This is a genomic window from Aurantimonas aggregata (assembly GCF_010500835.1).
Lineage (GTDB): Bacteria > Pseudomonadota > Alphaproteobacteria > Rhizobiales > Rhizobiaceae > Aurantimonas > Aurantimonas aggregata.
In genome coordinates, this window is sequence record NZ_JAAAMJ010000004.1 from 68,108 (window position 1) to 92,337 (window position 24,230).

Below are 24,230 nucleotides of genomic sequence, written 5' to 3' on the forward strand. Positions count from 1 at the left end.
GGTTCTGCAGCCACCCGGCTTGTCCTCGGGGCCGGGATCGCTCGCCCTAGGCCGTCAGCGTCCGCCGCACCGCATCGGCCCAGCCGGTGAGCTTGCGGCCGCGGGTCACGGCGTCCATCTGCGGCGTGAAGCGGCGCTCGAGGTGCCAGCGCCGGGCAAAGCCGGCCATGTCGGGCCAGACGCCGGCCTTCTGTCCCGCCACCCAGGCGGCGCCGAGCGCCGTCGTCTCCAGCACCACCGGGCGATCGACAGGCGCGTCGAGAAGGTCGGCGAGGCGCTGCATCGTCCAGTCCGAGGCGACCATGCCGCCATCGACCCTGAGGATCGTGTCCGAGGCGCCCGGCCAGTCCTTGCGCATGGCGGTGAGGAGGTCGGCAGTCTGGAAGCAGACGGCCTCCAGCGCGGCGCGGGCCAGTTCGTCCGGGCCGGTCTTGCGGGTCAGGCCGTAGATCGCGCCGCGTGCCTCGGCGTCCCACCACGGCGCGCCGAGGCCGGTGAAGGCCGGCACCATGTAGACGTCCTGTGCTTCGTCGGCGCGTGCTGCCATCGGCCCGGTCTGCTCGGCGCGGGCGACGACCTGCAGCCCGTCGCGCAGCCATTGCACGGCCGCGCCAGCGACGAAGATCGAGCCCTCGAGCGCGAAGCAGGTCTTGCCCGCCAGGCGATAGGCGATCGTCGTCAGCAGCCGGTTGTGCGAGGTGATCCGCTCGGCACCGGTGTTGAGCACGGCGAAGCAGCCGGTGCCGTAGGTCGACTTGACCATGCCCGGCTCGAAGCAGGCCTGGCCCAGCGTCGCCGCATGCTGGTCGCCGGCGATGCCGCGGATCGGGATGGCCGCGCCGAACAGAGCGGCGTCGGTGGTGCCGAATTCGGCATCGCAGTCCTCGACGGCGGGCAGCAGCGTCCGCGGCACGTTCAGAAGGCGCAGCAGCTCGTCGTCCCAGTCGTTCGCTTCGATGTCGAAGAGCATTGTCCGTGAGGCGTTGGTGGCGTCGGTGGCGTGGACGCGGCCGCCGGTGAGGCGCCAGAGCAGGAACGTGTCGACGGTGCCGAAGGCGAGCTTGCCCGCCTCGGCCTTCGCCCGCGCCCCGTCGACATTGTCCAGGAGCCAGGCAATCTTCGTGCCCGAGAAATACGGGTCGACGATCAGGCCGGTCTTCGCGGTGATCGCCGGCTCGCTGCCCTCGGAAACGAGGCGCTGGCAGATCTCGGCGGTGCGGCGGTCCTGCCAGACGATGGCGTTGTGGATCGGCTTGCCGCTGTCGCGGTCCCAGATCAGCGTCGTCTCGCGCTGGTTGGTGATGCCGAGCGCCGCGATGTCGGCGGCCGACAGCGAGGCGTCGGCCAGCGCCGAGCGGACGGTGGCGACAACCGACGACCAGATGTCTTCCGGATCGTGCTCGACCCAGCCGGAGCGGGGGAAATGCTGCGGGAATTCCTCCTGGCCCATTCCGACGACCCGGAACCCGTCGTCGAAGACGATGGCGCGGGAGGAGGTCGTGCCCTGGTCGATGGCGAGGACGTAGCCGGACATTGGCAGCTCCTGACGATGTGGGTGTTCCCTGTCGCGCGAACGCCGCCGCGATCCGAGCGGAACGGGGAAGGCGCGCGTCCGCGGCGCGGATGCGAGAAGGCCGGGGACACCCCGGCCTTCTCCTCGGTCTGTTCGTGGCGGCCGCTTACTGGGCGGGCGCGGCTGCCGGCGTCGCGGAGGTCGTGTCCCCTTCGGTCGGCGCTGTCGCGGTGGCGTCGGCCCAGCTCTTCACCAGCTCGTCGTAATTGACGGTGATCGGCTGTTCCTTCTCGTTCTCGACCGCGAGCTGCGGCGCCAGCGTGCCGTTGGCCTTGGCCTGCTCGACCCAGTATTCCATGTCCTGCTCTTCGTTGAGCTTCGGGCCGATGTCGCCCTGGATGCCGGCCCGTTCGAGCCGTTCCATGATGCTCTCCTGCTCGGCGCAGAGCGTGTCCATCGCTTCCTGCGGCGTCTTGGCGCCGGAGGCCGCATCGCCGATCGCCTGCCACCAGAGCTGGGCGAGCTTCGGATAGTCCGGCACGTTGGTGCCGGTCGGCGACCACTGCACCCGGGCCGGCGAGCGGTAGAACTCGATCAGCCCGCCGAGCTCAGGCGCCCGTTCGGTGAAGCTGTCGTGGCGGATCGAGCTTTCGCGGATCAGCGTCAGCCCGACATGGCTCTTCTTGACGTCGACGGTCTTGGAGGTGACGAACTGGGCATAGAGCCAGGCCGCCTTGGCGCGCTCGTCCGGGGTCGACTTCATCAGCGTCCAGGATCCGACGTCCTGGTAGCCGAGCTTCATGCCTTCCTTCCAGTAGACGCCGTGCGGCGAGGGGGCCATGCGCCATTTCGGCGTGCCGTCCTCGTTGACCACCGGCAGGCCTTCCTTGACCGCGTCGGCGGTGAAGGCGGTGTACCAGAAGATCTGCTGGGCGACCTTGCCCTGCGCCGGCACGGGCCCTGCCTCGGAGAAGGTCATGCCCTGGGCCTCCGGCGGCGCATAGGCCTTCAGCCAGTCGAGATACTTGGTGATGGAATAGACGGCGGCGGGGCCGTTGGTGTCGCCGCCGCGGGCAACGCAGGAGCCGACAGGCTGCGAGTTCTCGTTGACGCGGATGCCCCATTCGTCGACGGGCACGCCGTTCGGGATGCCCTTGTCGCCGTTGCCGGCCATCGACAGCCAGGCATCGGTGAAGCGCCAGCCGAGCGAGGGGTCCTTCTTGCCGTAGTCCATGTGGCCGTACACCGGGCCTTCGCCCATGTCGCGGCCGGTGAAGAACTCGGCGATGTCCTCATAGGCCGACCAGTTGACCGGCACGCCGAGCTCGTAGCCGTATTTCTCCTGGAAATCGGCCTTGTTCTTCTCGTCGTTGAACCAGTCGTAGCGGAACCAGTAGAGGTTGGCGAACTGCTGGTCGGGCAGCTGGTAGAGCTGGCCGTCCGGCGCGGTGGTGAAGGACGTGCCGATGAAGTCGTCGAGGTCGAGGCCGGGATTGGTGACGTCCTTGCCCGTGTTCTCCATCCAGTCGGTGAGGCTGCGCGCCTGCTGGTAGCGCCAGTGGGTGCCGATCAGGTCGGAATCGTTGACATAGGCGTCGTAGATGTTCTCCCCGGACTGCATCTGCGTCTGCAGCTTCTCGACGACGTCGCCCTCGCCGATCAAATCGTGCGTCACCTTGATGCCGGTGATCGCGGTGAAGGCCGGGGCCAGCACCTTCGACTCGTATTCATGCGTGGTGATGGTTTCCGACACGACCTTGATGTCCATGCCCTGGAACGGCTCGGCGGCGTCGATGAACCACTGCATCTCCTGTTCCTGCTCCTCGCGGGACAGGGCGGACATGTCGCCGATCTCGGCGTCGAGGAACGACTTCGCCGCCTCCATGTCGGCAAAGGCCGGGCCTGCGCCGAGCGTGATGGCAAGCACCGCCGTCGTACTCATCAGTATGTGTTTCATGTTGTCTATCCTCCCAGATGGAGCCGGTCGGTTGATTGGCTGATCCGCGTCGACCGGTCGAGACGCGGCAGGGGCAGCAGCCGTCTCGTCAGACGAGACGGAAGACGAGAAGAAAGAACCCGGCACAGACGGCGAGCGCGTACCAGAGCGACAGGTCGGTGGCCCACAGCCAGCCGAGGCAGATGAAGGCCGAGCCGAGCAGCGACACGAACAGCCGGTCGCCGCGTGTGGTCTCGAAACGCAGGATGCCGACGCGCGGGGACCCGCCGGGCACGGCATATTCCCATACGCCCATGGCGGCGATCAGCGCGAAGATCACCAGGAAGAAGATCGCGGTCGGCCAGGTCCAGGCCATCCAGGACAGTTCGATCATCGAAGGGCTCCTTGCGCTGCGGCCGATCGCCGTGGCTGGTCCGAACGGCGCCGGTCGCTGGCGAGTATTCCCGCGGCGCGCGATCGTTTCGGGCAGAGTTTGTCGGTCGCCGGCGCAACGGTGATCGATCCCGTTCCGATTGCCAGACTCGCCGAAATTTGCGTTTCTACGTATGTCGCAAAAACGCTAAAGCGGATCTCATGATGAAGGTCGTCATTCATCCCGTCGCCGAAAAGGCGCTGAGCAAGATGCCGAGACGCGACAGCGACCCCATCAAGGCTAAGCTCTGGCGCTATGCCGAGACTGGGTAGGGCGATGTGAAGAAACTGTCCGGTCTCGAGGAGTACCGGATGAGGATCGGCGTCTGGCGCGCGCTGTTCGTTCTGCAAAACCACATGCTTGTGCTTCGTGTCGCCCATCGCCGCGAAGCCTACCGTTGAGGACACACGATGAACGAGGCAGTCAATCTCAAGGGCGAGAGCCTGATCGTCATGACCCGCGCCGAATATGAGGACCTCATCGAGGATTCTGGCGATATCGCCCTGATCCGCCAGGCGGAGATCGATTATCCCGACGCGCCTGCTATGCCGGCGGAAATTGCCGAGCAGATCTGGAACGAGGGGCTCCACCCGCTGGCGGGGTGGCGCAAGTCGCTCGGCATGACGCAGGCGGAACTGGCGGCGAAAGCGGGGGTGCGGGCGGCGAGCGTCAGCGACATCGAGAGCCGCAAGATCGACCCGCGGCTGTCGACGCTGAAGGCCCTGGCCGCCGCGCTGAAGCTCGGCATCGAGGACATTGTCGATTGAGGGAACTGGCGGAGCCTCTCGCCTCGACCCTTCGGCGAGCTCAGGATGAGGGAACGGGGGCACTATCGCAGCCGGCGGCGTTCCGAGCGAGGGGACTGCGTTATTCCGTCTATCTGATGCGTTTGACCATCGCGATGATGGCGCCGCGCTTTCCCGCCCCCTCATCCTGAGGTGCGAGCGCAGCGAGCCTCGAAGGGCGAGGGGGCGGCAGGCGCCCTGCGGTGGTCGCTTGTCAGCGGGGATTTCTCCCACCAAGCTGCGAGCAGTGCCAGGGGGGGATGATGCGCGATGGAAGCGACCGTCTACATCCTGCGCTGCGCTGACGGCAGCTACTACACCGGGCTCACCAGACAGGAGATCGAGGCGAGGGTCTGGGAGCACAATAACGATCCCAATCCGAACAGCTTCACCTTCAAGCGGCGCCCCGTCACCGTGGTTTTCACCGAAACCTACGATCGGCTGCTGGATGCGATTGCACGAGAGAAGCAGATCAAGGGGTGGAACCGGCGCAAGAAGGAGACGCTGATCGCGATGAACTATGTGGGGCTGCCGGAACTTTCGCGACGCGGGCATCTGGTCGGGAAGAAGGAGTGAAGCCGGGCTTCGGCGCGGTGCCGCCATTCCCTCGCCCTTCGAGGCTCGCTTCGCTCGCACCTCAGGATGAGGGAATGGAGGGACCGTCGCGGCTTCCGCGAGGACCGACCGGTGCAGATCTCTCAGGGGTCCGCCGTTTTGACATGAGCGAAGAGACACGGCTCCGGCGTCTCCCCGCCCCCTCATCCTGAGGTGCGAGCGAAGCGAGCCTCGAAGGGCGAGGGGGCGTTGCGCCAAGGAAGAGTCAGCGGCCCACATCACACCCTCCCCAGGGCGAAGCCCTTGGCGATGTAGTTGCGAACGAACCAGATGACGATCGCGCCGGGGATGATGGTCAGGGCGCCTGCGGCGGCGAGGACGCCCCAGTCCATGCCGGACGCTGACACCGTCCGCGTCATGATCGCCGAGATCGGCTTGGCGTCGGTCACCGTGAGCGTCCGCGCGATCAGGAGCTCGACCCAGGAGAACATGAAGCAGAAGAACGCCGCGACCCCGATGCCGCTGGCGATCAGCGGCGTGAAGATCTTGAAGAAGAAGCGCGGGAAGGAATAGCCGTCGATATAGGCGGTCTCGTCGATCTCCTTCGGCACGCCCGACATGAAGCCTTCGAGAATCCAGACCGCCAGCGGCACGTTGAACAGGCAGTGCGCCAGCGCCACGGCGATATGCGTGTCGATCAGGCCGAAGGCCGAATAGAGCTGGAAGAACGGCAGCGCGAACACCGCCGGCGGCGCCATGCGGTTGGTCAGCAGCCAGAAGAACAGGTGCTTGTCCCCCAGGAACCGGTAGCGCGAGAAGGCGTAGGCAGCCGGCAGCGCCACCGACACGGATATCACCGTGTTCAGCACCACGTAGATGATCGAGTTGATGTAGCCATTGTACCAGGACGGATCGGTGAAGATGACCGCGTAATTGCGCAGCGTCGGATTCTGCGGCAGCAGCGTCAGGCCGCTCAGGATCTCCTGGTTGGTCTTGAAGCTCATGTTGACCAGCCAGTAGATCGGCAGGAGCAGGAAGATGATGTAGATCGTCGGGATCAGCGCCTTCCAGCGGAAGCGCCCGGTCTTTGCCCGCGAGCGGGCCGCGATCGCGGTCTCCGAATGGGCCGCGGCCGGCAGGCTGCGATGGGTCGTCGCCTGGTCGCTCATTCCGGCGCTCCCGTCGTCTTCTGGTCGGTGCCGGCATTGGTCATCACCGTGTAGAACACCCAGGACAGCGCCAGGATGATCAGGAAATAGACCAGCGACATCGCCGCCGCCTCGCCGAGATTGAACTGGCCGATCGCCAGCTTGACGAGGTCGATCGACAGGAACGTCGTCGAGTTGCCGGGGCCGCCGCCGGTGAGGACGAACGGCTCGGTGTAGATCATGAACGAGTCCATGAAGCGCAGCAGCACGGCGATGAGCAGCACGCGGCCCATCTTCGGCAGCTGGATGTAGCGGAACACCGCCCAGCGCGAGGCGCCGTCGATCTTCGCCGCCTGGTAGTAGGCGTCCGGGATCGAGACGAGGCCGGCATAGCAGAGCAGCACGACGAGGCTCGTCCAGTGCCAGACGTCCATCAGGATGATGGTCACCCAGGCGTCGAACGGGTCCTGGACGTAATTGTAGTCGAAGCCAATCGCCGTCAGCGTGTAGCCGAGAAGGCCGATGTCGGTACGCCCGAACACCTGCCAGATCGTGCCGACGACGTTCCAGGGGATCAGCAGCGGCAGCGCCATCAGCACGAGACAGATCGGCACGAAGATGCCCTTCTTCGGCATCGACAGGGCGACGAGGATACCGAGCGGGATCTCGATGGCGAGAATGATCGCCGAGAACAGCAAATTGCGCTGCAGCGCGTCGTGGAAGCGCGGGGAGGTGAGGATGTCCTCGAACCAGCTGGTGCCGGCCCAGAAGAACTGGTTGGCGCCGAACGTGTCCTGCACCGAATAGTTGACCACCGTCATCAGCGGGATCACCGCCGAGAAGGCGACCAGCAACAGGACGGGCACCACCATGAACCAGGCTTTGTTGTTCCAGGTCTTGTCCATGTCTCAGGCCCTCTCCACCAGCCAGGAATCGGCATAGACATTGAGCGCATGCGGCGCGAAGCGGACGGCCGCGTCGGCGGGGATGGCGGCGCCTTCCGGCACGATCGCGCTGAGCGGATGGCCGGACAGCGAAGCCCGCACGATCCGCTCCGAGCCGACGTCCTCGACTTTGGTGACGCTCACCGGAATGCCGTCGCCAATCGGCACGATCTCGACGAATTCCGGCCGGATCCCGAGCTCGGTCTTCTGCCCGGCGGCGACCGGGGCGAGGCCGGAAAGCGCGATGCGTGCATCGGCGATGACCGCCTCGCCGGCCTCGAGCCGGCACGGCAGCACGTTCATGCCGGGCGAGCCGATGAAATAGCCGACGAATGTGTGCCGCGGCCGCTCGAACAGCTCTTCGGGCGTGCCGATCTGCACGACCTCGCCGTCGTACATCACCACCACCTTGTCGGCGAAGGTCAGCGCCTCGGTCTGGTCGTGGGTGACGTAGATCATCGTCATCGCGAATTCGTGGTGCAGCTGCTTCAGCTCCGAGCGCAGCTGCCACTTCATGTGCGGGTCGATGACCGTCAGCGGCTCGTCGAACAGGATGGCGTTGACGTCGGAGCGCACCAGGCCGCGGCCGAGCGAGATCTTCTGCTTCTCGTCGGCGGTGAGGCCGCGCGCCTTGCGGTCGGCCTTTTCCCCCAGCCCGATGCGGCGGAGCATCTCGGCGACGCGCGTCTGGATCTCGGCCTTCGGCAGCTTGCGGTTCTTCAGCGGGAAGGCGAGGTTCTCGCGCACCGTCATCGTGTCGTAGATCACCGGAAACTGGAAGACCTGCGCGATGTTGCGGGCTTCCGGCGTCAGCATCGTCACGTCGCGGTCGTCGAAGCGGACCTTGCCTTCGGACGGCGTCAGGAGGCCGGAGATGATGTTGAGCAGCGTGGTCTTGCCGCAGCCGGATGGCCCGAGCAGCGCATAGGCGCCGCCGTCCTCGAAGGCGTGGTCGACCTCGCGCAGCGCAAAGGTACCGGCCCTGGCGAGCGCCGGCGAGTAGGCATGGCGGATATGATCGAGGCGGATGCGGGCCATCAGATCTCCTCAGGCCGCCAGTCGCGCGGGCGCGGCGACGGCGGCGCCGTCCGGGTCGAACAAGAGGACGCGCGACGGCTCGAACGACAGCCGTACCCGCTCGCCGGCATCGAGACGGCGCACGCCATGCACCAGCGCGATGATCCGCTCGCCGCCGAGATCGGCATGGATGAAGGTCTCCGACCCGGTGACCTCGGTCAGCACCACGGTCGCGTCGAAGCCGGTGCCGTCGGAGCCGCCGAGCGTCAGCCGGTGCGGGCGGATGCCGGCGCTGTAGGCACCGTCGGGCAGTCCGGCGTGGGTAGGCGCGGCCGGGAAGGCGACGCCGCTCTTCGAGGTGAAACGGCCGGCCGATTTGGTCAGTTGGACGACGTTCAGCGGCGGGTCCGAGAACGTGCGGGCGGTCAGGAGGTCGTGCGGCTGGTGATAAACCTCGGCCGTCTCGCCGAACTGGGTGATGCGTCCCTTCGACATCGTCGCCGTGCGGCCGCCGAGCAGCAGCGCCTCGTGTGGCTCGGTGGTCGCGTAGACGAAGACCGCGCCGGTCTCGGCGAAGAGCCGGGGCAGTTCCTCGCGCAGTTCCTCGCGCAGCTTGTAGTCGAGATTGGCGAGCGGCTCGTCGAGCAGCACCAGTTCGGCGTTCTTCACCAGAGCGCGCGCCAGCGCCGTGCGCTGCTGCTGTCCGCCCGAAAGGTTGAGCGGCGTGCGGTCGAGGAAGGGACCGAGCTTCATCAGCTCGGCGGCCTTGCGCACTTCCGCGTCGATCTCGGGCGCAGGCCGGCGCTGGATGCGCAGCGGCGAGGCGATGTTCTCGTAGACCGTCAGCGACGGGTAGTTGATGAACTGCTGGTAGACCATGGCGACGTTACGCTTGCGAACCGGCAGGCCGGTGACGTCCTTGCCGTCCATGACGATGCGCCCGCTCGTCGGCGCGTCGAGCCCGGCCATCAGTCGCATCAGGCTGGTCTTGCCGGCGAGCGTCGGCCCGAGCAGGACGTTCAGCGACCCGCGCTCGAGCCTGAGCGAGATATCGATGATGTGTTTTTCGCCGCCGACGGTGCGGCTGACGTTCTGCAATTCGAGCAAACTGTCCTCCCAGACATCTCCCATGCGGCGCTCAGGCGGCCGCGATCTTCCGTCGTGCTTCCAGTTCTTCCATGTGCGCCGCAAGACGCTGCGTTTCGCCGTCGCTGAAGCGCAGGCCGAGCTTGGTCCGGCGCCACAGAATGTCTTCCGCCGTGCGCGCCCACTCGTTGCTTGTGAGCCAGTCGATCTCGGCTTCGTGCAGCCCGTGGCCGAGGTCGCCGCCCGGCGCACCGTTTCCGGCCGCGGCGAGTGCGTCGGTGCCGTAGGATCGCGCCATGCGGCGGACGGTGCGCTCGTCAAAGCCGGGAACGGCCTGGCGCAGACGATCCTCCAAAGCGGCGAGGCCGTCCACCGCGAAATCGCCGCCGGGTAGGGGGCGGGTCCCCGTCCAGCGCTTGCCGCGGGCGCCGAGCGTGTCCTCGATCTTCGCCAGCACTTCCTCCGAGAGGACGCGATAGGTGGTGATCTTGCCGCCGAAGCAGTTGAGGACCTTGGCCTCGTCGCGGCCGCCCTCGACCTTCAGCACGTAGTCGCGGGTGGCTTCCTGCGCCTTGGTGGCGCCGTCGTCGTAGAGCGGCCGCACGCCGGAATAGGTCCAGACGATGTCGTCCGCCGTCACCGGCTGCCTGAAATACTCGCTGGCGGCGCCGAGGAGGTAGCTCGTCTCCTCCTCGGTGATCGCCACCTTGGCCGGGTCGCCCTCGTAGTCCCGGTCGGTCGTGCCGACGAGGGTGAAGTCTTCCTCATAGGGGATGGCGAAGATGATCCGGCCGTCCTCGTTCTGGAAGATGTAGGCGCGGTCGTGCTCGTAGAGTTTGCGGGTAACGATGTGCGAGCCCTGGACGAGGCGGACGTGGCGCGCCTCGTTGCGCCCCATGGCACCGCGGATGATCTCGTCGACCCAGGGACCGCCGACATTGACGAGGAAGGCCGCCGTCACCGTGCGGGTGAGGCCGCTTTCGGTGTCGCGCAGGGTGATCTGCCAGGCGCCGTCCTGGCGCCGTGCCTCGACCACCTTGGTGCGGACCATGATCGTCGCGCCGCGAGCCGCGGCGTCGCGGGCGTTGAGGACGACCAGCCGCGCGTCGTCGACGCGGGCGTCGGAATACTCGAAACCCTTGTGATAATCATCCTTCAGCGGCGCGCCGAGCGGTCCGTCGAGGTCCACCGTCGTGGTAGGCTTCAGCGTCTTGCGACCGCCGATATGGTCGTAGAGGAAGAGGCCGGTCCGCAGCAGCCAGGCGGGGCGGAGGCCGGCGTGATGCGGCAGCACGAAGCGCAGCGGCCGGATGATGTGCGGAGCGATCGACCAGAGCACCTCGCGCTCCTGCAGCGCGTGCCGAACCAGCGAAAATTCATACTGCTCGAGATAGCGCAGGCCGCCATGCACCAGCTTGGTCGACCAGGAGGAGGTACCCGAGGCGAGGTCGTTCATCTCGGCGAGACCGACGCGATAGCCGCGCCCGACGGCGTCGCGGGCGATGCCGCAGCCATTGATGCCGCCACCGATGATGAAGACGTCGAAATCCAGCAGAGCCTCCCCAGGCTTTCGCAATGCAGCATTCATGGCGCACATGCGAACGTGGCGAAGCTTATGACGAAACCAAATCGAAGGTCAAACGAAATTCATCCCGCATCGGCCGTGGCCCAGGCGTCGGTTTCAGCCGTGGTCGGGGTGGTTTCGACGAGGCGAACATCGGTGTCGCGGCAGATCTGCCGGATCGCCGCGGGGGCGGCGTCGGTGACGAAGGAATGCACCTGGTTGAGATGGCCGATCCGGACCGGCGCGCTGCGCTCGAATTTCGAGGAATCGGCGGCGAGGATGACGTGGCGGGCGTTGGAAATGATCGCCTGCGCCACCCGCACTTCGCGATAGTCGAAGTCCAGCAGCGACCCGTCGACATCGATCGCCGAGACGCCGATCACCGCGAAATCCACCTTGAACTGCCGGATGAAGTCGACGGCGGCCTCCCCGACGATGCCGCCATCCGAGCGGCGCACGACCCCGCCGGCGATCACCAGTTCGATCTCCGGATACGGCCGCATGGCGGTCACGACATTGATGTTGTTGGTGATCACCATCAGCCCGCCATGCCGCAGCAGCGCATGCGCCACCGCCTCGGTGGTCGTGCCGATATTGACGAACAGCGAGGCGCGGTCCGGGATCAGGTCGGCGACGGCCCGGCCGATCGCCGCCTTCTCGTCGGCGGCAATCATCCGGCGGGCGTCGTAGCCGACATTCTCCACCCCGGAGGAGAGGACCGCGCCGCCATGGATCCGGGCCAGCAGGCGCTGGTCGCAGAGTTCGTTGAGATCCTTGCGGATCGTCTGCACCGACACCGCGTAGCGGCCGGCGAGATCGTCGACCGCTACGCGGCCGGCCCGCTTGGCAAGCTCGAGAATTTGTTGCTGGCGATCGGAGAGCATCGGCATTCCTCATCCTCCCGCAGAAGATGCGAGAAGCGAAACCAAAACGCAACAAACGAAAGTCGGCGGCGGTGCCCGGCTCAGATCGCGGTGCGGTCGGCTTCCTCGATGTAGATCTCGCGCAGCCGCTGGGCGACCGGGCCGGGCGTGCCATCGCCGATCGCCATCCCGTCGATGGAGATCACCGGCATCACGAAGGAGGAGGCGGAGGTGACGAATGCTTCCCTGGCGGCCTTCGCCTCGTCCAGCGTGAAGGGCCGCTCCTCGATCGTCAGCCCGCTGTCGGCGGCGAGCCGCAGCACTGCGGCACGGGTGATGCCGTGCAGGATCGCGTGAGAGAGGTTGCGGGTGATCAGCGTGCCGCCGGCGGTGACGATATGGGCGTTGTTGGACGTGCCCTCGGTGACGACACCATCCTCCACCAGCCAGGCATCGTCGGCGCCCTGGCGGACGGCTTCCATCTTGGCCATCGACGGGTAGAGCAGCTGGACGGTCTTGATGTCGCGGCGGCCCCAGCGCAAATCCGGCACCGAGGCCACGCGGATACCGGTGCGGGCCGCTGGCTTGTCGCGAAGCGCCATCGCCTGGGTGAACAGCACCAGCGACGGCGGCGTGACCTTCGCCGGGAACAGGAAGTCGCGATCGGCGGCGCCGCGCGTCACCTGCATGTAGATCAGGCCTTCGTCGACGCCGTTGCGCGTCACGAGTTCGCGGTGGATCGCCAGCAGATCGTCATGGCTCGCCGGCGCGGTCAGGTCGAGTTCCGACAGCGAGCGGTCGAGACGCGCCATGTGGGCGTGGAAGTCGATCAGCTTGCCGCCAAGCACCGTCGTCACCTCGTAGACCGCATCGGCGAACAGGAAGCCGCGGTCGAAGACCGAGATCGTGGCTTCGGCTTCCGGAAGATAGGCGCCGTTGACGTAGACGATGCGGGACATGGACGACTCGTGGCTGCTGGTTACGACTGAATGCTTGATAAAGCGGGCCGGGGCGGGAGGAAAGGTTTCGTCGCGTTCCGCCTGCCGGTTCGGGCGAGACATGCTATTTCTCGCACGAAGAAGGAGCGCCGCCGCGGCTCGCGAGTGCGGCGGGCGGGAGGAGGGAAGCATCGCCATGACCGAAGCCGACATCGTTCTGGAAAGCCGCGAGGGGCGCGTCGCGATCCTGACACTCAACCAGCCGAAGGTGCTCAACGCGCTGAATGCGGCGGTGATGGGCGAGATCGTCCGCCGAACCGCCGCGCTGGACCGCGATCCGGACGTCGGCGCGATCCTTATCGCGGGTTCCGACAAGGCCTTCGCCGCCGGTGCCGACATCAAGGAGATGGAGGACCGCTCGGCGATGGAGCTGATGCTCGCCGATTGGCTGTCCGACTGGGAGGCGCTCGAGCGGGTGCGCACGCCGATGGTCGCGGCCGTATCGGGATTCGCGCTCGGCGGCGGTTGCGAGCTGGCGATGATGTGCGACGTGATCGTGGCGGCCGATACGGCGAAATTCGGCCAGCCGGAGATCAAGCTCGGCGTCATCCCCGGAATGGGCGGCTCGCAGCGCCTGACCCGCGCCGTCGGCAAGTACAAGGCGATGGACATGATCCTCACCGGCCGGATAATCGACGCCGCCGAAGCCGAGCGGATCGGCCTGGTGTCGCGGCTGGTGCCAGCCGAGCAGTTGATGGACGAGGCGCTTGGGGTGGCCCGGACCATCGCCGGCTTCTCCAAGCCTGCGACGCTCGCCGCCAAGGAAGCCACCAACCGCGCCTTCGAGGTGGGGCTGCGCGAGGGGCTCTTGCACGAGCGGCGGATCTTTCACGCCCTCTTCGCCGGCGGCGACCAGAAGGAGGGCATGGCCGCCTTTCGCGAGAAGCGCCCGCCGGTTTTCCGGCACGGGGAGTAAAGGCGCCGTTCCTCCTGCTTGCGGGAGAGGGTGGACGGGCGACGCGCGAACGGGTGAGGGTCGTTGCGAAAAGCCTGGCAGATGGCGTCGTGGGCGAAACGGCAGGTCCGGTCAGCGCAAACGAAAAAGCCCCGGCGCCAGGCGCCAGGGCTTTCCGTCTCAGCGGGGCAGGCTTACGCCCGCCCCGTCATCGCGTGATCAGGTGCCGGACTCGACGTAGTCGTAGGCACCGTCCTTCCACTCGTAGACGACGTAGCCGGGCAACGTGACGTCGCCCTTGTCGTCGAAGGAGAGCTCGCCGATGACCGTGTCGAACGTGCCGTCGTTGAGCGCCGTGACGACGGCGTCATACTCGGTCGAGCCGGCGGTGTTGACGGCATCGGCCCAGGCCTGGATCGCCGCGTAGGTGTAGAGCACGTAGCCCTCGGCGGTCTGGCCCTTGGCGCTGAGCTTCTCGACGACCGGCGCGGCGGCCTCGCTCTTGCGCGGGTCCGGGGAGAAGGTCATCAGCGTGCCCTGGCCGGCATCGCCGGTGATCGCCCAGTACTCGTCGGTGACCAGCGCGTCGCCGGACATGATGACCGTATCCATGCCCTGCTCGCGCATCTGGCGCGCCATCAGGCCGGCTTCGGTGTGGTACCCGCCGACATAGACGAGGGTGATGCCGGCTTCCTTCATCTTGGTGACGAGGGCCGTGTAGTCCTTCTCGCCGGCCGTGTAGCTCTCGAGCAGGGCCGGGGTCTTGCCGGCTTCCTCGTAGAACTTCTGGGTCTGGTCGGCGAGACCTTTGCCGTAGGCGGTCTTGTCGTTGATGATCGCCACCTTGGCGTCCGGGAAGTTCTCGGCGATGTAGGCGCCGGCGACTTCGCCCTGCTGGTCGTCACGGCCGCAGACGCGGAAGATGCCGTCGCCCGGACGCTTGTCGGTGTAGTCGGGATTGGTCGAGGCCGGCGAGATCTCGATGATCTGCTCGTCGGCATAGACCTGGCTGGCGGGAATCGAGGAGCCCGAGCAGAAATGCCCGGCGACGAAGGAGACGCCCTCGCCGGCGAAGCTGTTGGCGACCGCGACGGCCTGCTTCGGATCGCAGGCATCGTCGCCGATCGAGAGCTTGAGCATCTCGCCGTTGACGCCACCGGCGGCGTTGATGTCCTCGACAGCCTGCTCGGCGCCGACGCGGAGCTGCTCGCCGAAGCTCGCGTACTGTCCGGTCATCGGGCCGGCGACGCCGATCGTCATCTCGGCGAAGGCCGAGCCTGCGAAGACGAGGTTGAGCGCCGCGCCGGCTAGAAGTGTCTTCTTCATGAGAACCATCCCTGTTGAAAAATTCGGAGCGACCCGCAGGTCGCGAGCAGGTATTCGTCGTGCCCTACCTGGGCGGGATTAAAGACCGGATCGCGCCGGGTTGGAATAGCGTCGGCCCATAATTTCATCGTTGCCGTCGAAAGCGGCAGCCTATCCGCGATCCTGGTGAAGAAAGCCGTATTGCCGCGCCATCTGGCGGTTACGGACATAGCTTCGCCCGGCCGCCGCGATGGCGAACAGCACGAGATAGTCGACGATTCCGTAATGCAGCGCGGTATCGAACGTCGAGAACGGCAGGAAGAACGATCCGCCGAACAGGCTGAAATGGATGAACCGCACGGCGAGCGTCAGCAGGAAGAGGTAGAAGGCCAGGAGGCCCCAGCCGCTCCAGGTGAGCGCGGTGGACCGCCCGATCATCCAGCCGCCGCCGCCGCCCAGGATCACCGTGACGAAGATGAACTCGGCCATCGAGACTTCCCAGAGGAGTGCCAGTTCCGATTCCATCAGTGGGCTCCCCCCTCGAGATACGCGCTGCGGACCTCGTCGCGGGCGAGCAGTTCGCGCCCGCTGCCGGTCATGGTGATCGCGCCGTTGACCATCACGTAGCCGCGATGCGCCAGGCGCAGGGCGTGGAAGGCGTTCTGCTCGACGAGGAAGACGGTCAGCCCCTCGTTGCGGTTCAGCTCGCGGATGACCTCGAAGATCTGCTTGACGATCAGCGGCGCGAGGCCGAGCGACGGCTCGTCGAGCAGCAGCAGCTTCGGCCGGCTCATCAGCGCCCGGCCGATCGCCAGCATCTGCTGCTCGCCCCCCGACAGCGTGCCGCCGCGCTGGCCGCGCCGCTCCTTCAGCCGCGGGAACAGCTCGAACACCTTGCGCAGATCGTCGTCGAAATAGCCGTCATCCTCCAGGATCGCGCCCATCTGGAGGTTTTCCATCACCGTCATCCGCGCGAACACCCGGCGGCCTTCCGGCGACTGGGCGATCGACTTGGACATGATGTCGTGGGTCGGCAGATGGGTGATGTCCTCGCCGCGATAGAGAATCTGCCCGGTGCTGGCACGCGGATTACCGCAGATCGTCATCATCAGCGTCGACTTGCCGGCGCCGTTGGCGCCGATCAGCGTGACGATCTCGCCCTCGTGGACGTCGACGTCAACGCCGCGCAGCGCCTGGATCTTGCCGTAGAAGGTCTGGACGCCGCGCACCGCCAGCAGCGGCTCGCCCGCCGGGCTCGTCGCCTCGATCGCGCTCATGCCGTGCCTCCGTCCATGCGGATGGCGCTGACGTCGGCGCTCACCTTTTCCAGATCCGCCTCGACGGCTTCCACTTCCTCGTCGTCGACGCCGAGATAGGCGGCGATGACCTTCGGGTCGTTGCGCACCTTGTCGGCGCTGCCGTCGGAGATCTTCTTGCCGTAGTCGAGCACGATGACGTGGTCGGAGATTTCCATGACAACGCCCATGTCGTGCTCGATCAGCAGCACCGAGACGTCGTGCTCGTCGCGGATGTAGCGCAGCAGCGTGTTGAGCTCGGCGGATTCGCGCGGGTTGAGGCCGGCGGCCGGCTCGTCGAGGCAGAGCAGCGACGGATCGGTGCACATCGCCCGGGCGATCTCCAGCCGGCGCTGGGCGCCGTAGGGCAGGTCGGCGGCCGGATCGTCGGCACGGTCGAGCAGGTCGGTGTGCCGCAGCCAGTCGATCGCCTTGTCCTTGGCGGCGGCGGCGGCGCGGCGATAGCCGGGCAGGCCGATCAGCCCGCCGATCGTGTAGCCGGAGGCGCGCATCAGCACGTTGTGCTGCGCCACGAGCAGGTTCTCCAGCACCGTCATGCCGCCGAACAAGCGGATGTTCTGGAAGGTGCGGGCGACGCCGGCAACCGCGGTGATGCGGAAGTCGGCCATCCGCTCGAGCAGGAACACCGAGCCCTTTTCGTCGCGCCGGTACTGCCGGCCGCTGCTGGTGAGCGTTTCCACCGTCGCGGCCGGCACTTCGCGGCCGCGACGCATGGTGATCCGGCCCTCGGTCGGCTTGTAGAAGCCGGTGACGCAGTTGAACACCGTGGTCTTGCCGGCGCCATTCGGCCCGATCAGCGCGGTGATGTCGCCGCGACCGACGTCGAAGGAGAGATCGTCGACGGCGACGAGACCGCCGAAGCGCATCGTGAGGTGCTCGACCGTGAGGACCGGGTCCTTGGTCCAGCGTTGCGTGGTCTCATTCAACATCAGTGACCCTCGCCCTGGGCGACCATGTCGGCGCTGATAGCCTTCTTCTCCTTGTAGACGATCGACGGCGAGCGCGTGGAGATCAGGCCGCGCGGTTTCCACACCATGATGCCGACCATGGCGAGGCCGAAGATCAGCATGCGGTATTCCGTCGGGTCGAAGCCGGCGCCGAACACCGCCTGCAGCGCCGTCAGGTTTCGCAGCAGCTCGATGCCGCCGATCATCACCACCGAGGCGATGACGACGCCAAGCTGCGACCCGAGGCCGCCGAGCACCACGATGGCGAGGATGATCGCCGATTCGATGAAGGTGAAGCTCTCCGGCGAGATGAAGCCCTGGCGGGTGGCGAAGAACGAGCCGGCGAAGCCGCCGAACATCGCGCCGGTGGCGAACGCCGTGAGCTTGACGTTGACCGTGTTGATGCCGAGCGAGCGGCAGGCGATCTCGTCCTCGCGCAGCGCCTCCCAGGCGCGTCCCACCGGCAGCTTGCGCATCCGCATGGTGACGAAGTTGGTCAGGAGGGCAAGCGCCAGGATGATGTAATAGAGGAAGACGAAGCGCTGCACGGTCGAATATTCGAGGCCGAAATAGTCAGAGAACGAGCCTTCGCCGCGGTTGAATTCCAGGCCGAAGAGGCTCGGCTTGGGGATGCCGAGAATGCCGTTCGGCCCGCCCGTGAAGTCCGACCAGTTCAAGAGGACGACGCGGATGATCTCGCCGAAGGCGAGCGTCACGATGGCGAGATAGTCGCCCCGCAGCCGCAGCACCGGGAAGCCCAGCATGACGCCCCAGAGCGCGGCGAACAGCCCGGCCATCGGCAGGCAGACCCAGAAACCGAGGTCGAAATTCTGGGCGAGCAGCGCGAAGGAATAGGCGCCGACCGCATAGAAGGCGACGTAGCCGAGGTCGAGCAGGCCGGCGAGGCCGACGACGATGTTGAGGCCCCAGCCGAGCATGACGTAGGTCAGGATCAGGATCGAGAGGTCGATCAGATAGCGGTTCTGGCTCGGCAGCAACGTGTCGATCAGGAACGGCAGCACCAGCGCGACCAGCAGCAGGATGACCCCGACGACCTTGCCGAGCGGGACGTGGCGGGTGCCGGCACCCTTGGTCCGCTTGAACCAGCCGGTGACCGGCCGTTCGGCGTGGAAGACGAAGTAGGACAACAGGAAGCGCGCTGCAAAGGCGATGCCGATCCACACCACCCACAGGTCTGGCCGGGTCGTCAGACTGAGACCGCCCACCGCGATGTCGGTGCGGAAGGCGAAGAAGAACAGCGTCAGGCCGGCGATGATCGCCGCGGTGATGCCGGCCTCCTTCAGCGAGGCGACGAGCCGGCTGTCCTTGGCGGGTGCTTCGGAGAAAGGTGGCTCGCCGCGCATCGAGTCGCGACGTGCCTCGGATTCCAGTTCCGCCCCTTCGGGATGGTTGGAAGAGGTCGGGGATACAGGGCTTGCCATGATCTCAGACCTTCTCGACTTCCGGTCGGCCGAGCAGGCCGGAGGGCATGAAGATCAACACGATGGCGAGGATCGAGAAGGCGGCGACGTCCTTGTACTCGACCGAGAAATAGCCCGACCAGAACGTCTCGATGAGGCCGATGGCGAGCCCGCCCAGCATCGCGCCGGGCAGCGAGCCGATGCCGCCGAGAACCGCCGCGGTGAACGCCTTAACGCCGGCGATGAAGCCGATGTAGAAGTCGATCACGCCGTAATAGAGCAGGTACATCATGCCGGCGACCGCGGCGAGCGAGGCGCCCATCACGAAGGTCAGCGAGATCGTCCGGTCGACGTTGACGCCGAGCAGCGAGGCCATCTTGCGGTCCTGCTCGCAGGCGCGCTGCTGGCGGCCGAGCGAGGTGCGCGAGATGATCAGCGCGAAGGCGGTCATCAGGACGATGGTCATCGCGATGATGATGATCTGCATGTAGGAGATCTGGACGGCGATCCCGCCCGGCCCGTCGAGCAGCGTGATGGTGCCCTGGATCTGCGGCGGCAGCGGCTTGACGCGGGCGCCCTGGGTCACCTGCACGAAGTTCTGCAGGAAGATCGACATGCCGATGGCGGTGATCAGCGGGGCGAGGCGGAACGAGCCGCGGAGCGGGCGATAGGCGACCCGCTCGATGGTCCATCCCCACAGCGCGGTGCACAGCATCGCGACGATGATCATGATCAGGATCACCACCGGCAGGAAGGTGATGCCGAGGGCGGCGAGTGCGAGGAACACCGTCAGCGCGATGAACGAGCCGAGCATGAAGATCTCGCCATGGGCGAAATTGATCATGCCGATGATGCCGTAGACCATCGTGTAGCCGATGGCGATGAGACCGTAGATCGATCCGAGGGTGACCCCGTTGATCAGCTGCTGGAGAAAATATTCCATGGCCCGCCGTTTTTTGTCGGTGCTTGTTGGATGCCCGGTTGGTTGCTGCTGCGGGGACTGTCAGGAACGCCGCGTCAGGAGGCATGATCAATTCCATAGCGATGACATAATCGCAACCCGGCCGTCACAATTGCGACACCTCGTGCACAGGCGGGTTGCGTGGAGGGCGGCGGGGCCTCGCTGCATGGTGATGATGCCTGAGGTCGATGCCCGTAGCCTGGTGCCGATTACAGCTTTGCCGGACCCCGGATCGGCACGTCATCCTCCGCCTCCGGTTCGACCGCGCCCCGGCGCTCCAGCCACTTGGCCACCATCCACCAGAGCACGGCCCAGGCCGCGCCGGCGGTCCAGCCGGCCAGCACGTCGCTTGGCCAGTGCACGCCGAGATAGACCCGGCTTATGCCGACGAGGATGGTCAGGAACACCGCGACTGCGATGAACAGGGCCCTGATGCTCCAGTGTTTCTGCACCCGTGCGACGAGAATCGCCAGCGTCAGGTAGGTCACCGCCGACATCATCGCGTGGCCGCTCGGAAAGCTTGCCGTGTAGACATGCGAGCCGTGCGGCACGAGGTCCGGCCGTGGCCGCGAGAAGCCCCATTTGAGCAGCTGGCTCATGGCAAGGCCGCTGACGATGGCGGCCAGCACCAGCCACATCGAGCGTCGCCGGTCCGACAGCCACAGATAGAGCGCGACGAAGCAGGTCAGCATGATCAGGACGCCGTTGCCGCCGAGCGCGGTCATGTCGCGGCCGAGTTCCTCGAACCAGCGGGGTCCGAGCGGGTCGGACGGGTCCGTGGCGCTGCGCATCGACAGAAGGATCTCGGTATCGAGGCCCTTGGCATCGCCCTCCAGCACCTCGCCGCCGATCGAGACGAAGGCCCAGACGGCGGCTGCCATGATCAGCGCGGCGACCAGCGTGGTGATCTCGACGCGGGTCGTGATCCAGTACCGCAGGTCGTCCCTGACGAAGACGGCGACTTTCTTGGGAAGATGCAGGGGCATGGACGCTTTCGAGACGTGCGGACGGATTGACCCCTACAAATAGCGGCCGCGGTTTCTGGTCAATCGCACTTCGGCGCGAGGCCTGCCTGCCGCAGCTCCGCCAGATAGGGGTTCTGCGCCCGGCACTCGGCATAGGCGGCAGGCTGGAGGTCGGCGATCAGCATCGCCGCATCCGTGTCGTTGGCAGCGGCGAGCGCGCTTCCGTCAGGCGCGACGATGCTCGACAGGCCCTGGTAGGCGAAGCGGGAATCGGCGCCGCAATGGTCGGCATAGACGAGGAAGATCTGGTTCTCGAAGGCTCTGACCCGGACCAGGTGCTCGGCGATGAAGCGCGCGCCGGCACTCTTCGGCAGCGCCGTCGGAACGATCACCGCTTCGGCGCCGCGCAGCGCCAGCGAGCGGACGAGCTCGGGAAACTCGACGTCGAAACAGACGAGCACGCCGCAGGCGAGACCGCCGATCTCGACGATCGGGGGTTCGGCATGGCCGGCCTCGAACAGGTCCTTCTCGTAGTCGCCATAAAGCATGCGCTTGGCGTAGACCGCCGGCTCGGCGGAGGGGCGCAGGATCGCGGCGGCGTTCACCGGCTTTCCCTCGGCGGCGACGGCGAGGCCGATCACCATGGCCGTACCATGCCGGTCGACAAGCGACTGCAGCGGCGCGAGCGCTGCTTCCGGCGGCGACGCACCGTCGGCGATGACCGGGCCGGCGCCGTAGCCGGTCAAGGCGAGCTCCGGGAACACCGCGAGGTCCGCGCCGTCGGCGCGGGCCATGCAGGCTTCGATCTCCCGAAGGCGCGCTTCCGGCGATCCGAGCCCGGCATCGAGCTGGAAGGCGGCGACCCTCAACGCTCGTCCCCGGCGCGCCAGGCGCCGAGCAGCTTCGGCAGGTCGCCGAACCATGCGACCGTCCCGAACACCGCGACGGCGACGGCGACGAACAGGATCGAGATGCTCGCCATGGTCGGCGTGTAGCCGTAGCGCAGCGCGTTGAAGATCTTGATCGGCACGGTCTCCAGCGTGAAGCCGACGGTCATGTAGGCGACGATGTACTCGTTGAGCGACAGGACGAAGGCGAAGGCGAAGCCCGAGACGATGTAGGGAACGATCATCGGCAGGACGATGGTGGTCAGGATCGTCCGGTCGTCGGCGCCCATGGTGCGCGCTGCCTCGGTGACCTCGCGGTCGATGGTGGAGAAGCCGAGCGAGATCGTCACCAGCGGCAGGCTGGTGAAGAAGATCGCGTGGCTGATCACCACCGTGTACCAGGCGCCATAGGCGCCGACCGTCGCCCAGAGGCTCAGCGCGCCGAGGGCGGTGATCACCGGCGGCAGGACGAAGGGCGAGATGCCGAGCGTCTGGATGATGCGGCCGACTGCCGAGACCTTGCGCCAAAGCGAATAGGCGATGGGCAGCGCGATCGCGACGGCGAGCGTCGCCGCGCCGAGCGCGATCAGCACCGAGGTGGTCAGCGCGCTCCGCCAGCCGGGATCGGTGAAGATCTCGCCGTACCAGGAAAGCGAGAACCCGACCGGCGGAAAGGTCAGGCTACGCATCTCGTTGACCGAGACCCCGGCGATGACGATCAGCGGCGCGGCGAGGAACAGCGCGACGAGGGCGAAGAACAGCCGGGACATTGCGGTGCTCATGCCGGCCGTCCCTGCCGCCCGAGCAGCGTCGTCAGCAGCACCAGCAGGAGGCTGGCGACGACGAGGAACACCGCCATGGCTGCCGCGAACGGCATGTTGGACTGGTAGATCGCCTGGTCGGTAATCAGCACCGACAGCGTCCAGTGCTCCGGCCGGCCGAGCAGCTGCGGCAACAGATAGGCGCCGAGGGCGAAGACGAAGACGATGATGAAGGTGGCGATCAGCGTCGTGCGCAGGGCCGGCAGCACCACCGTCAGGAAGGCGCGGACGGGCGAGGCGCCGAGCGTCTTCGCCGCTTCCGCCAGCGACGGATCGAGCCGCGAGAAGGACGGGTAGAGCACCAGCACCGAATAGGGCAGCGCCTGGTAGACCATGCCGGCCAGCACCGCGCCGAAGCCGGGGGTCCAGGCGACCGGCGCGTCCATCAGCGCGATGGCGACCAAGAGGTTGGAGATGCCGGCGGTGCGGCTGAGCAGCGTAGACCAGGCGAAGCCGATGATCACCTCCGACAGCGACAATACCGCGAGCAGCGCGACCAGCCACGGCACCTGGCTGCGGCGCTTCAGCCGGGTCAGGAGATAGGTGAAGGGCGCACCGACCGCGATGCAGATCGCTGCCACCAGGGCCGACAGGCCGAGCGAGAACAGCAGGATCTTGCCGAAGAACAGGCTGAGGAAGCGGGCATAATTGGCGGTGGTGACGATCGGCTCGTAGAAGCCGCCCTGGACGCGCTGGAACAGCGACACCGCGATCATCAGGCCGAAGGGCACGACGAAGAACGCCAGCAGCATCAGCGCCGGAAACAGCAGCACCCACCGCGAATCGCCTGACGCGGCGCGGCTCATGCGCGGCTCCCGGCCGGGAAGAAGACGATCGCCGCCGGGTCGAGACCGAGCGACACCTTGTCGCCGACGGCAAGGTTGTTCTGGCCGGCGGGGCGCATGGCGATCATCCGGCCGGCTGCGGTGGCGAGATAGACTTCGACGCTGGAGCCCATGTCGCGGACGAACTCCACGGTGGCAGCGATCGGCGCCGCGCCCTCGGGCTCGATCGAGACGCTCTCGGGCCGCACGGAGATCTCGCCGCCGTTCTGCCCGGAGGGCAGCGCAAGTCCGGGGATCAAGGCGCCGGCAACCGAGGCGGCGCCGCCGGCTGATTGGACGGTCAGCAGATTGGTCTGACCGAGGAAGTCGGCGACGAAGGCGTTGGCCGGGCGGCGATAGATGTCGATCGGCCGGTCCATCTGCTGGATCTTTCCGCCCTGCATGACGACGATCGTGTCGGCCATGGTCATGGCCTCGCGCTGGTCGTGGGTGACGACGATCGTGGTGATGCCGAGCCGCTCCTGCAGCTGCCGCAACTCCACCTGCATTGCCTCGCGCAGCTTGGCGTCCAGCGCCGACAGCGGCTCGTCGAGCAGGAACAGCTTCGGCGAGACGGCAAGGGCCCGCGCGATGGCGACGCGCTGGCGCTGCCCGCCGGAGAGCTGCGCCACCGGCCGGTCGGCGACGCCGGGCAGGCGTACGAGGTCGAGCAGTTCGGCGACGCGGGCTTCGCGCTCGGCCTTGCCCTGGCCGCGGATCTTCAGCGGATAAGCGATGTTGTCGCCCACCGACAGATGCGGAAACAGCGCCAGCGACTGAAACACCATGCCGAAATCGCGCTTGTGGACCGGCCGGTCGCCGAGCGTCTCGCCCTCGAAGCGGATGTCGCCGCTGGTCGGCGTCTCGAGGCCGGCGATCATCCGCATCAGCGTGGTCTTGCCGCAGCCGGAGGGCCCGAGCAGGCAGACGAACGAGCCGGGCGGCACCGACAGCAACGCGTCGTCGACGGCGGCGACCCTGCCGTAGCGCTTGGTGACGTTGACGAGTTCGAGCCCGCTCATGCGTGAAACTGTCCTTGCTCTAGG

The 24,230-nt window shown here is 66.7% G+C and carries 25 protein-coding genes; 3 read left to right on the forward strand and 22 right to left on the reverse strand.

Translation table 11 applies throughout. The annotated features are described in order from the left end of the window. Positions 1 to 46: 46 nt before the first annotated feature. The 4 genes from glpK to GTW51_RS08210 all read right to left on the reverse strand — a co-directional run bounded on the left by glpK (position 47) and on the right by GTW51_RS08210 (position 4,262). A complete protein-coding gene (gene glpK, locus GTW51_RS08195) occupies positions 47 to 1,534 on the reverse strand; it encodes a glycerol kinase GlpK (protein WP_163043430.1) in 1,488 nt (495 codons plus the stop codon). Positions 1,535 to 1,679: 145 nt separating this feature from the next. Next, positions 1,680 to 3,470: an ABC transporter substrate-binding protein gene (locus GTW51_RS08200; protein ID WP_163043431.1), complete on the reverse strand. Its 1,791-nt coding sequence runs from the start codon at positions 3,468 to 3,470 to the stop codon at positions 1,680 to 1,682. Between the two features lie 88 nt (positions 3,471 to 3,558). Then, positions 3,559 to 3,843 (reverse strand): DUF2160 domain-containing protein, encoded by a 285-nt coding sequence (locus tag GTW51_RS08205; protein WP_163043432.1) that lies wholly within the window; start codon positions 3,841 to 3,843, stop codon positions 3,559 to 3,561. Beyond that, positions 3,840 to 4,262: a DUF1841 family protein gene (locus GTW51_RS08210; RefSeq protein ID WP_163043433.1), complete on the reverse strand. Its 423-nt coding sequence runs from the start codon at positions 4,260 to 4,262 to the stop codon at positions 3,840 to 3,842. The genes GTW51_RS08205 and GTW51_RS08210 overlap by 4 nt, the downstream gene beginning before the upstream one ends. Positions 4,263 to 4,292: 30 nt before the next feature. On the opposite strand from GTW51_RS08210, the gene GTW51_RS08215 reads away from it, so the two are divergent. Both GTW51_RS08215 and GTW51_RS08220 read left to right on the forward strand, forming a co-directional pair. Further along, positions 4,293 to 4,649, forward strand: a complete 357-nt coding sequence (locus tag GTW51_RS08215) for a helix-turn-helix domain-containing protein (protein ID WP_163043434.1) — start codon at positions 4,293 to 4,295, stop codon at positions 4,647 to 4,649. Positions 4,650 to 4,937: 288 nt separating this feature from the next. Beyond that, a complete protein-coding gene (locus GTW51_RS08220; RefSeq protein ID WP_163043435.1) occupies positions 4,938 to 5,243 on the forward strand; it encodes a GIY-YIG nuclease family protein in 306 nt (101 codons plus the stop codon). Positions 5,244 to 5,500: 257 nt separating this feature from the next. On the opposite strand, the gene GTW51_RS08225 is transcribed toward GTW51_RS08220, so the two are convergent. The 7 genes from GTW51_RS08225 to GTW51_RS08255 form a co-directional block, all read right to left on the reverse strand. Beyond that, complete coding sequence (locus tag GTW51_RS08225) at positions 5,501 to 6,391, reverse strand: carbohydrate ABC transporter permease (protein WP_246232787.1); 891 nt, start codon at positions 6,389 to 6,391, stop codon at positions 5,501 to 5,503. Then, a complete protein-coding gene (locus GTW51_RS08230; RefSeq protein ID WP_163043436.1) occupies positions 6,388 to 7,275 on the reverse strand; it encodes a carbohydrate ABC transporter permease in 888 nt (295 codons plus the stop codon). The genes GTW51_RS08225 and GTW51_RS08230 overlap by 4 nt, the downstream gene beginning before the upstream one ends. Before the next feature lie 3 nt (positions 7,276 to 7,278). Then, positions 7,279 to 8,352 (reverse strand): ABC transporter ATP-binding protein, encoded by a 1,074-nt coding sequence (locus GTW51_RS08235; RefSeq protein ID WP_163043437.1) that lies wholly within the window; start codon positions 8,350 to 8,352, stop codon positions 7,279 to 7,281. A gap of 9 nt (positions 8,353 to 8,361) precedes the next feature. Then, on the reverse strand, positions 8,362 to 9,438 hold the full coding sequence (locus GTW51_RS08240) for an ABC transporter ATP-binding protein (protein ID WP_163043569.1): 1,077 nt from the start codon (positions 9,436 to 9,438) through the stop codon (positions 8,362 to 8,364). Positions 9,439 to 9,469: 31 nt separating this feature from the next. After that, positions 9,470 to 11,005, reverse strand: coding sequence for a glycerol-3-phosphate dehydrogenase (glpD, locus tag GTW51_RS08245; protein WP_163043438.1), 1,536 nt, complete (start codon positions 11,003 to 11,005; stop codon positions 9,470 to 9,472). Positions 11,006 to 11,064: 59 nt separating this feature from the next. Beyond that, positions 11,065 to 11,865, reverse strand: coding sequence for a DeoR/GlpR family DNA-binding transcription regulator (locus tag GTW51_RS08250; RefSeq protein WP_163043570.1), 801 nt, complete (start codon positions 11,863 to 11,865; stop codon positions 11,065 to 11,067). 80 nt (positions 11,866 to 11,945) lie between these two features. Continuing rightward, positions 11,946 to 12,803: a D-amino-acid transaminase gene (locus GTW51_RS08255; RefSeq protein WP_163043439.1), complete on the reverse strand. Its 858-nt coding sequence runs from the start codon at positions 12,801 to 12,803 to the stop codon at positions 11,946 to 11,948. Between the two features lie 175 nt (positions 12,804 to 12,978). Between GTW51_RS08255 and GTW51_RS08260 the strand changes: the two genes are divergently transcribed. Then, positions 12,979 to 13,758, forward strand: a complete 780-nt coding sequence (locus GTW51_RS08260; RefSeq protein WP_163043440.1) for an enoyl-CoA hydratase — start codon at positions 12,979 to 12,981, stop codon at positions 13,756 to 13,758. A 198-nt stretch (positions 13,759 to 13,956) separates the two neighbouring features. Here the strand turns inward: GTW51_RS08260 and GTW51_RS08265 are convergent, their stop codons facing one another. From GTW51_RS08265 to GTW51_RS08315, 11 genes are all read right to left on the reverse strand, one after another. Then, on the reverse strand, positions 13,957 to 15,063 hold the full coding sequence (locus GTW51_RS08265; RefSeq protein WP_163043441.1) for a branched-chain amino acid ABC transporter substrate-binding protein: 1,107 nt from the start codon (positions 15,061 to 15,063) through the stop codon (positions 13,957 to 13,959). A 150-nt stretch (positions 15,064 to 15,213) separates the two neighbouring features. Next, positions 15,214 to 15,567: a DUF6867 family protein gene (locus GTW51_RS08270; protein WP_163043442.1), complete on the reverse strand. Its 354-nt coding sequence runs from the start codon at positions 15,565 to 15,567 to the stop codon at positions 15,214 to 15,216. Continuing rightward, entirely contained in the window at positions 15,567 to 16,319 is a 753-nt protein-coding gene (locus GTW51_RS08275) for an ABC transporter ATP-binding protein (protein WP_163043443.1), read from the reverse strand. Before GTW51_RS08275 ends, GTW51_RS08270 begins: the two co-directional genes overlap by 1 nt. Beyond that, positions 16,316 to 17,287, reverse strand: coding sequence for an ABC transporter ATP-binding protein (locus GTW51_RS08280; RefSeq protein WP_163043444.1), 972 nt, complete (start codon positions 17,285 to 17,287; stop codon positions 16,316 to 16,318). Before GTW51_RS08280 ends, GTW51_RS08275 begins: the two co-directional genes overlap by 4 nt. Continuing rightward, positions 17,287 to 18,747, reverse strand: coding sequence for a high-affinity branched-chain amino acid ABC transporter permease LivM (gene livM / locus GTW51_RS08285; protein ID WP_163043445.1), 1,461 nt, complete (start codon positions 18,745 to 18,747; stop codon positions 17,287 to 17,289). The genes GTW51_RS08280 and livM overlap by 1 nt, the downstream gene beginning before the upstream one ends. Before the next feature lie 4 nt (positions 18,748 to 18,751). After that, entirely contained in the window at positions 18,752 to 19,669 is a 918-nt protein-coding gene (locus GTW51_RS08290) for an ABC transporter permease subunit (RefSeq protein WP_163043446.1), read from the reverse strand. Positions 19,670 to 19,896: 227 nt separating this feature from the next. After that, a complete protein-coding gene (locus tag GTW51_RS08295) occupies positions 19,897 to 20,673 on the reverse strand; it encodes a phosphatase PAP2 family protein (RefSeq protein ID WP_163043447.1) in 777 nt (258 codons plus the stop codon). A 59-nt stretch (positions 20,674 to 20,732) separates the two neighbouring features. Beyond that, positions 20,733 to 21,521, reverse strand: coding sequence for a nitrilase-related carbon-nitrogen hydrolase (locus GTW51_RS08300; protein WP_163043448.1), 789 nt, complete (start codon positions 21,519 to 21,521; stop codon positions 20,733 to 20,735). Continuing rightward, positions 21,518 to 22,321, reverse strand: coding sequence for an ABC transporter permease (locus GTW51_RS08305; RefSeq protein ID WP_163043449.1), 804 nt, complete (start codon positions 22,319 to 22,321; stop codon positions 21,518 to 21,520). The genes GTW51_RS08300 and GTW51_RS08305 overlap by 4 nt, the downstream gene beginning before the upstream one ends. Continuing rightward, entirely contained in the window at positions 22,318 to 23,166 is an 849-nt protein-coding gene (locus GTW51_RS08310) for an ABC transporter permease (protein WP_163043450.1), read from the reverse strand. Before GTW51_RS08310 ends, GTW51_RS08305 begins: the two co-directional genes overlap by 4 nt. Further along, positions 23,163 to 24,206, reverse strand: coding sequence for an ABC transporter ATP-binding protein (locus tag GTW51_RS08315; protein WP_163043451.1), 1,044 nt, complete (start codon positions 24,204 to 24,206; stop codon positions 23,163 to 23,165). The genes GTW51_RS08310 and GTW51_RS08315 overlap by 4 nt, the downstream gene beginning before the upstream one ends. Positions 24,207 to 24,230: the final 24 nt, after the last annotated feature.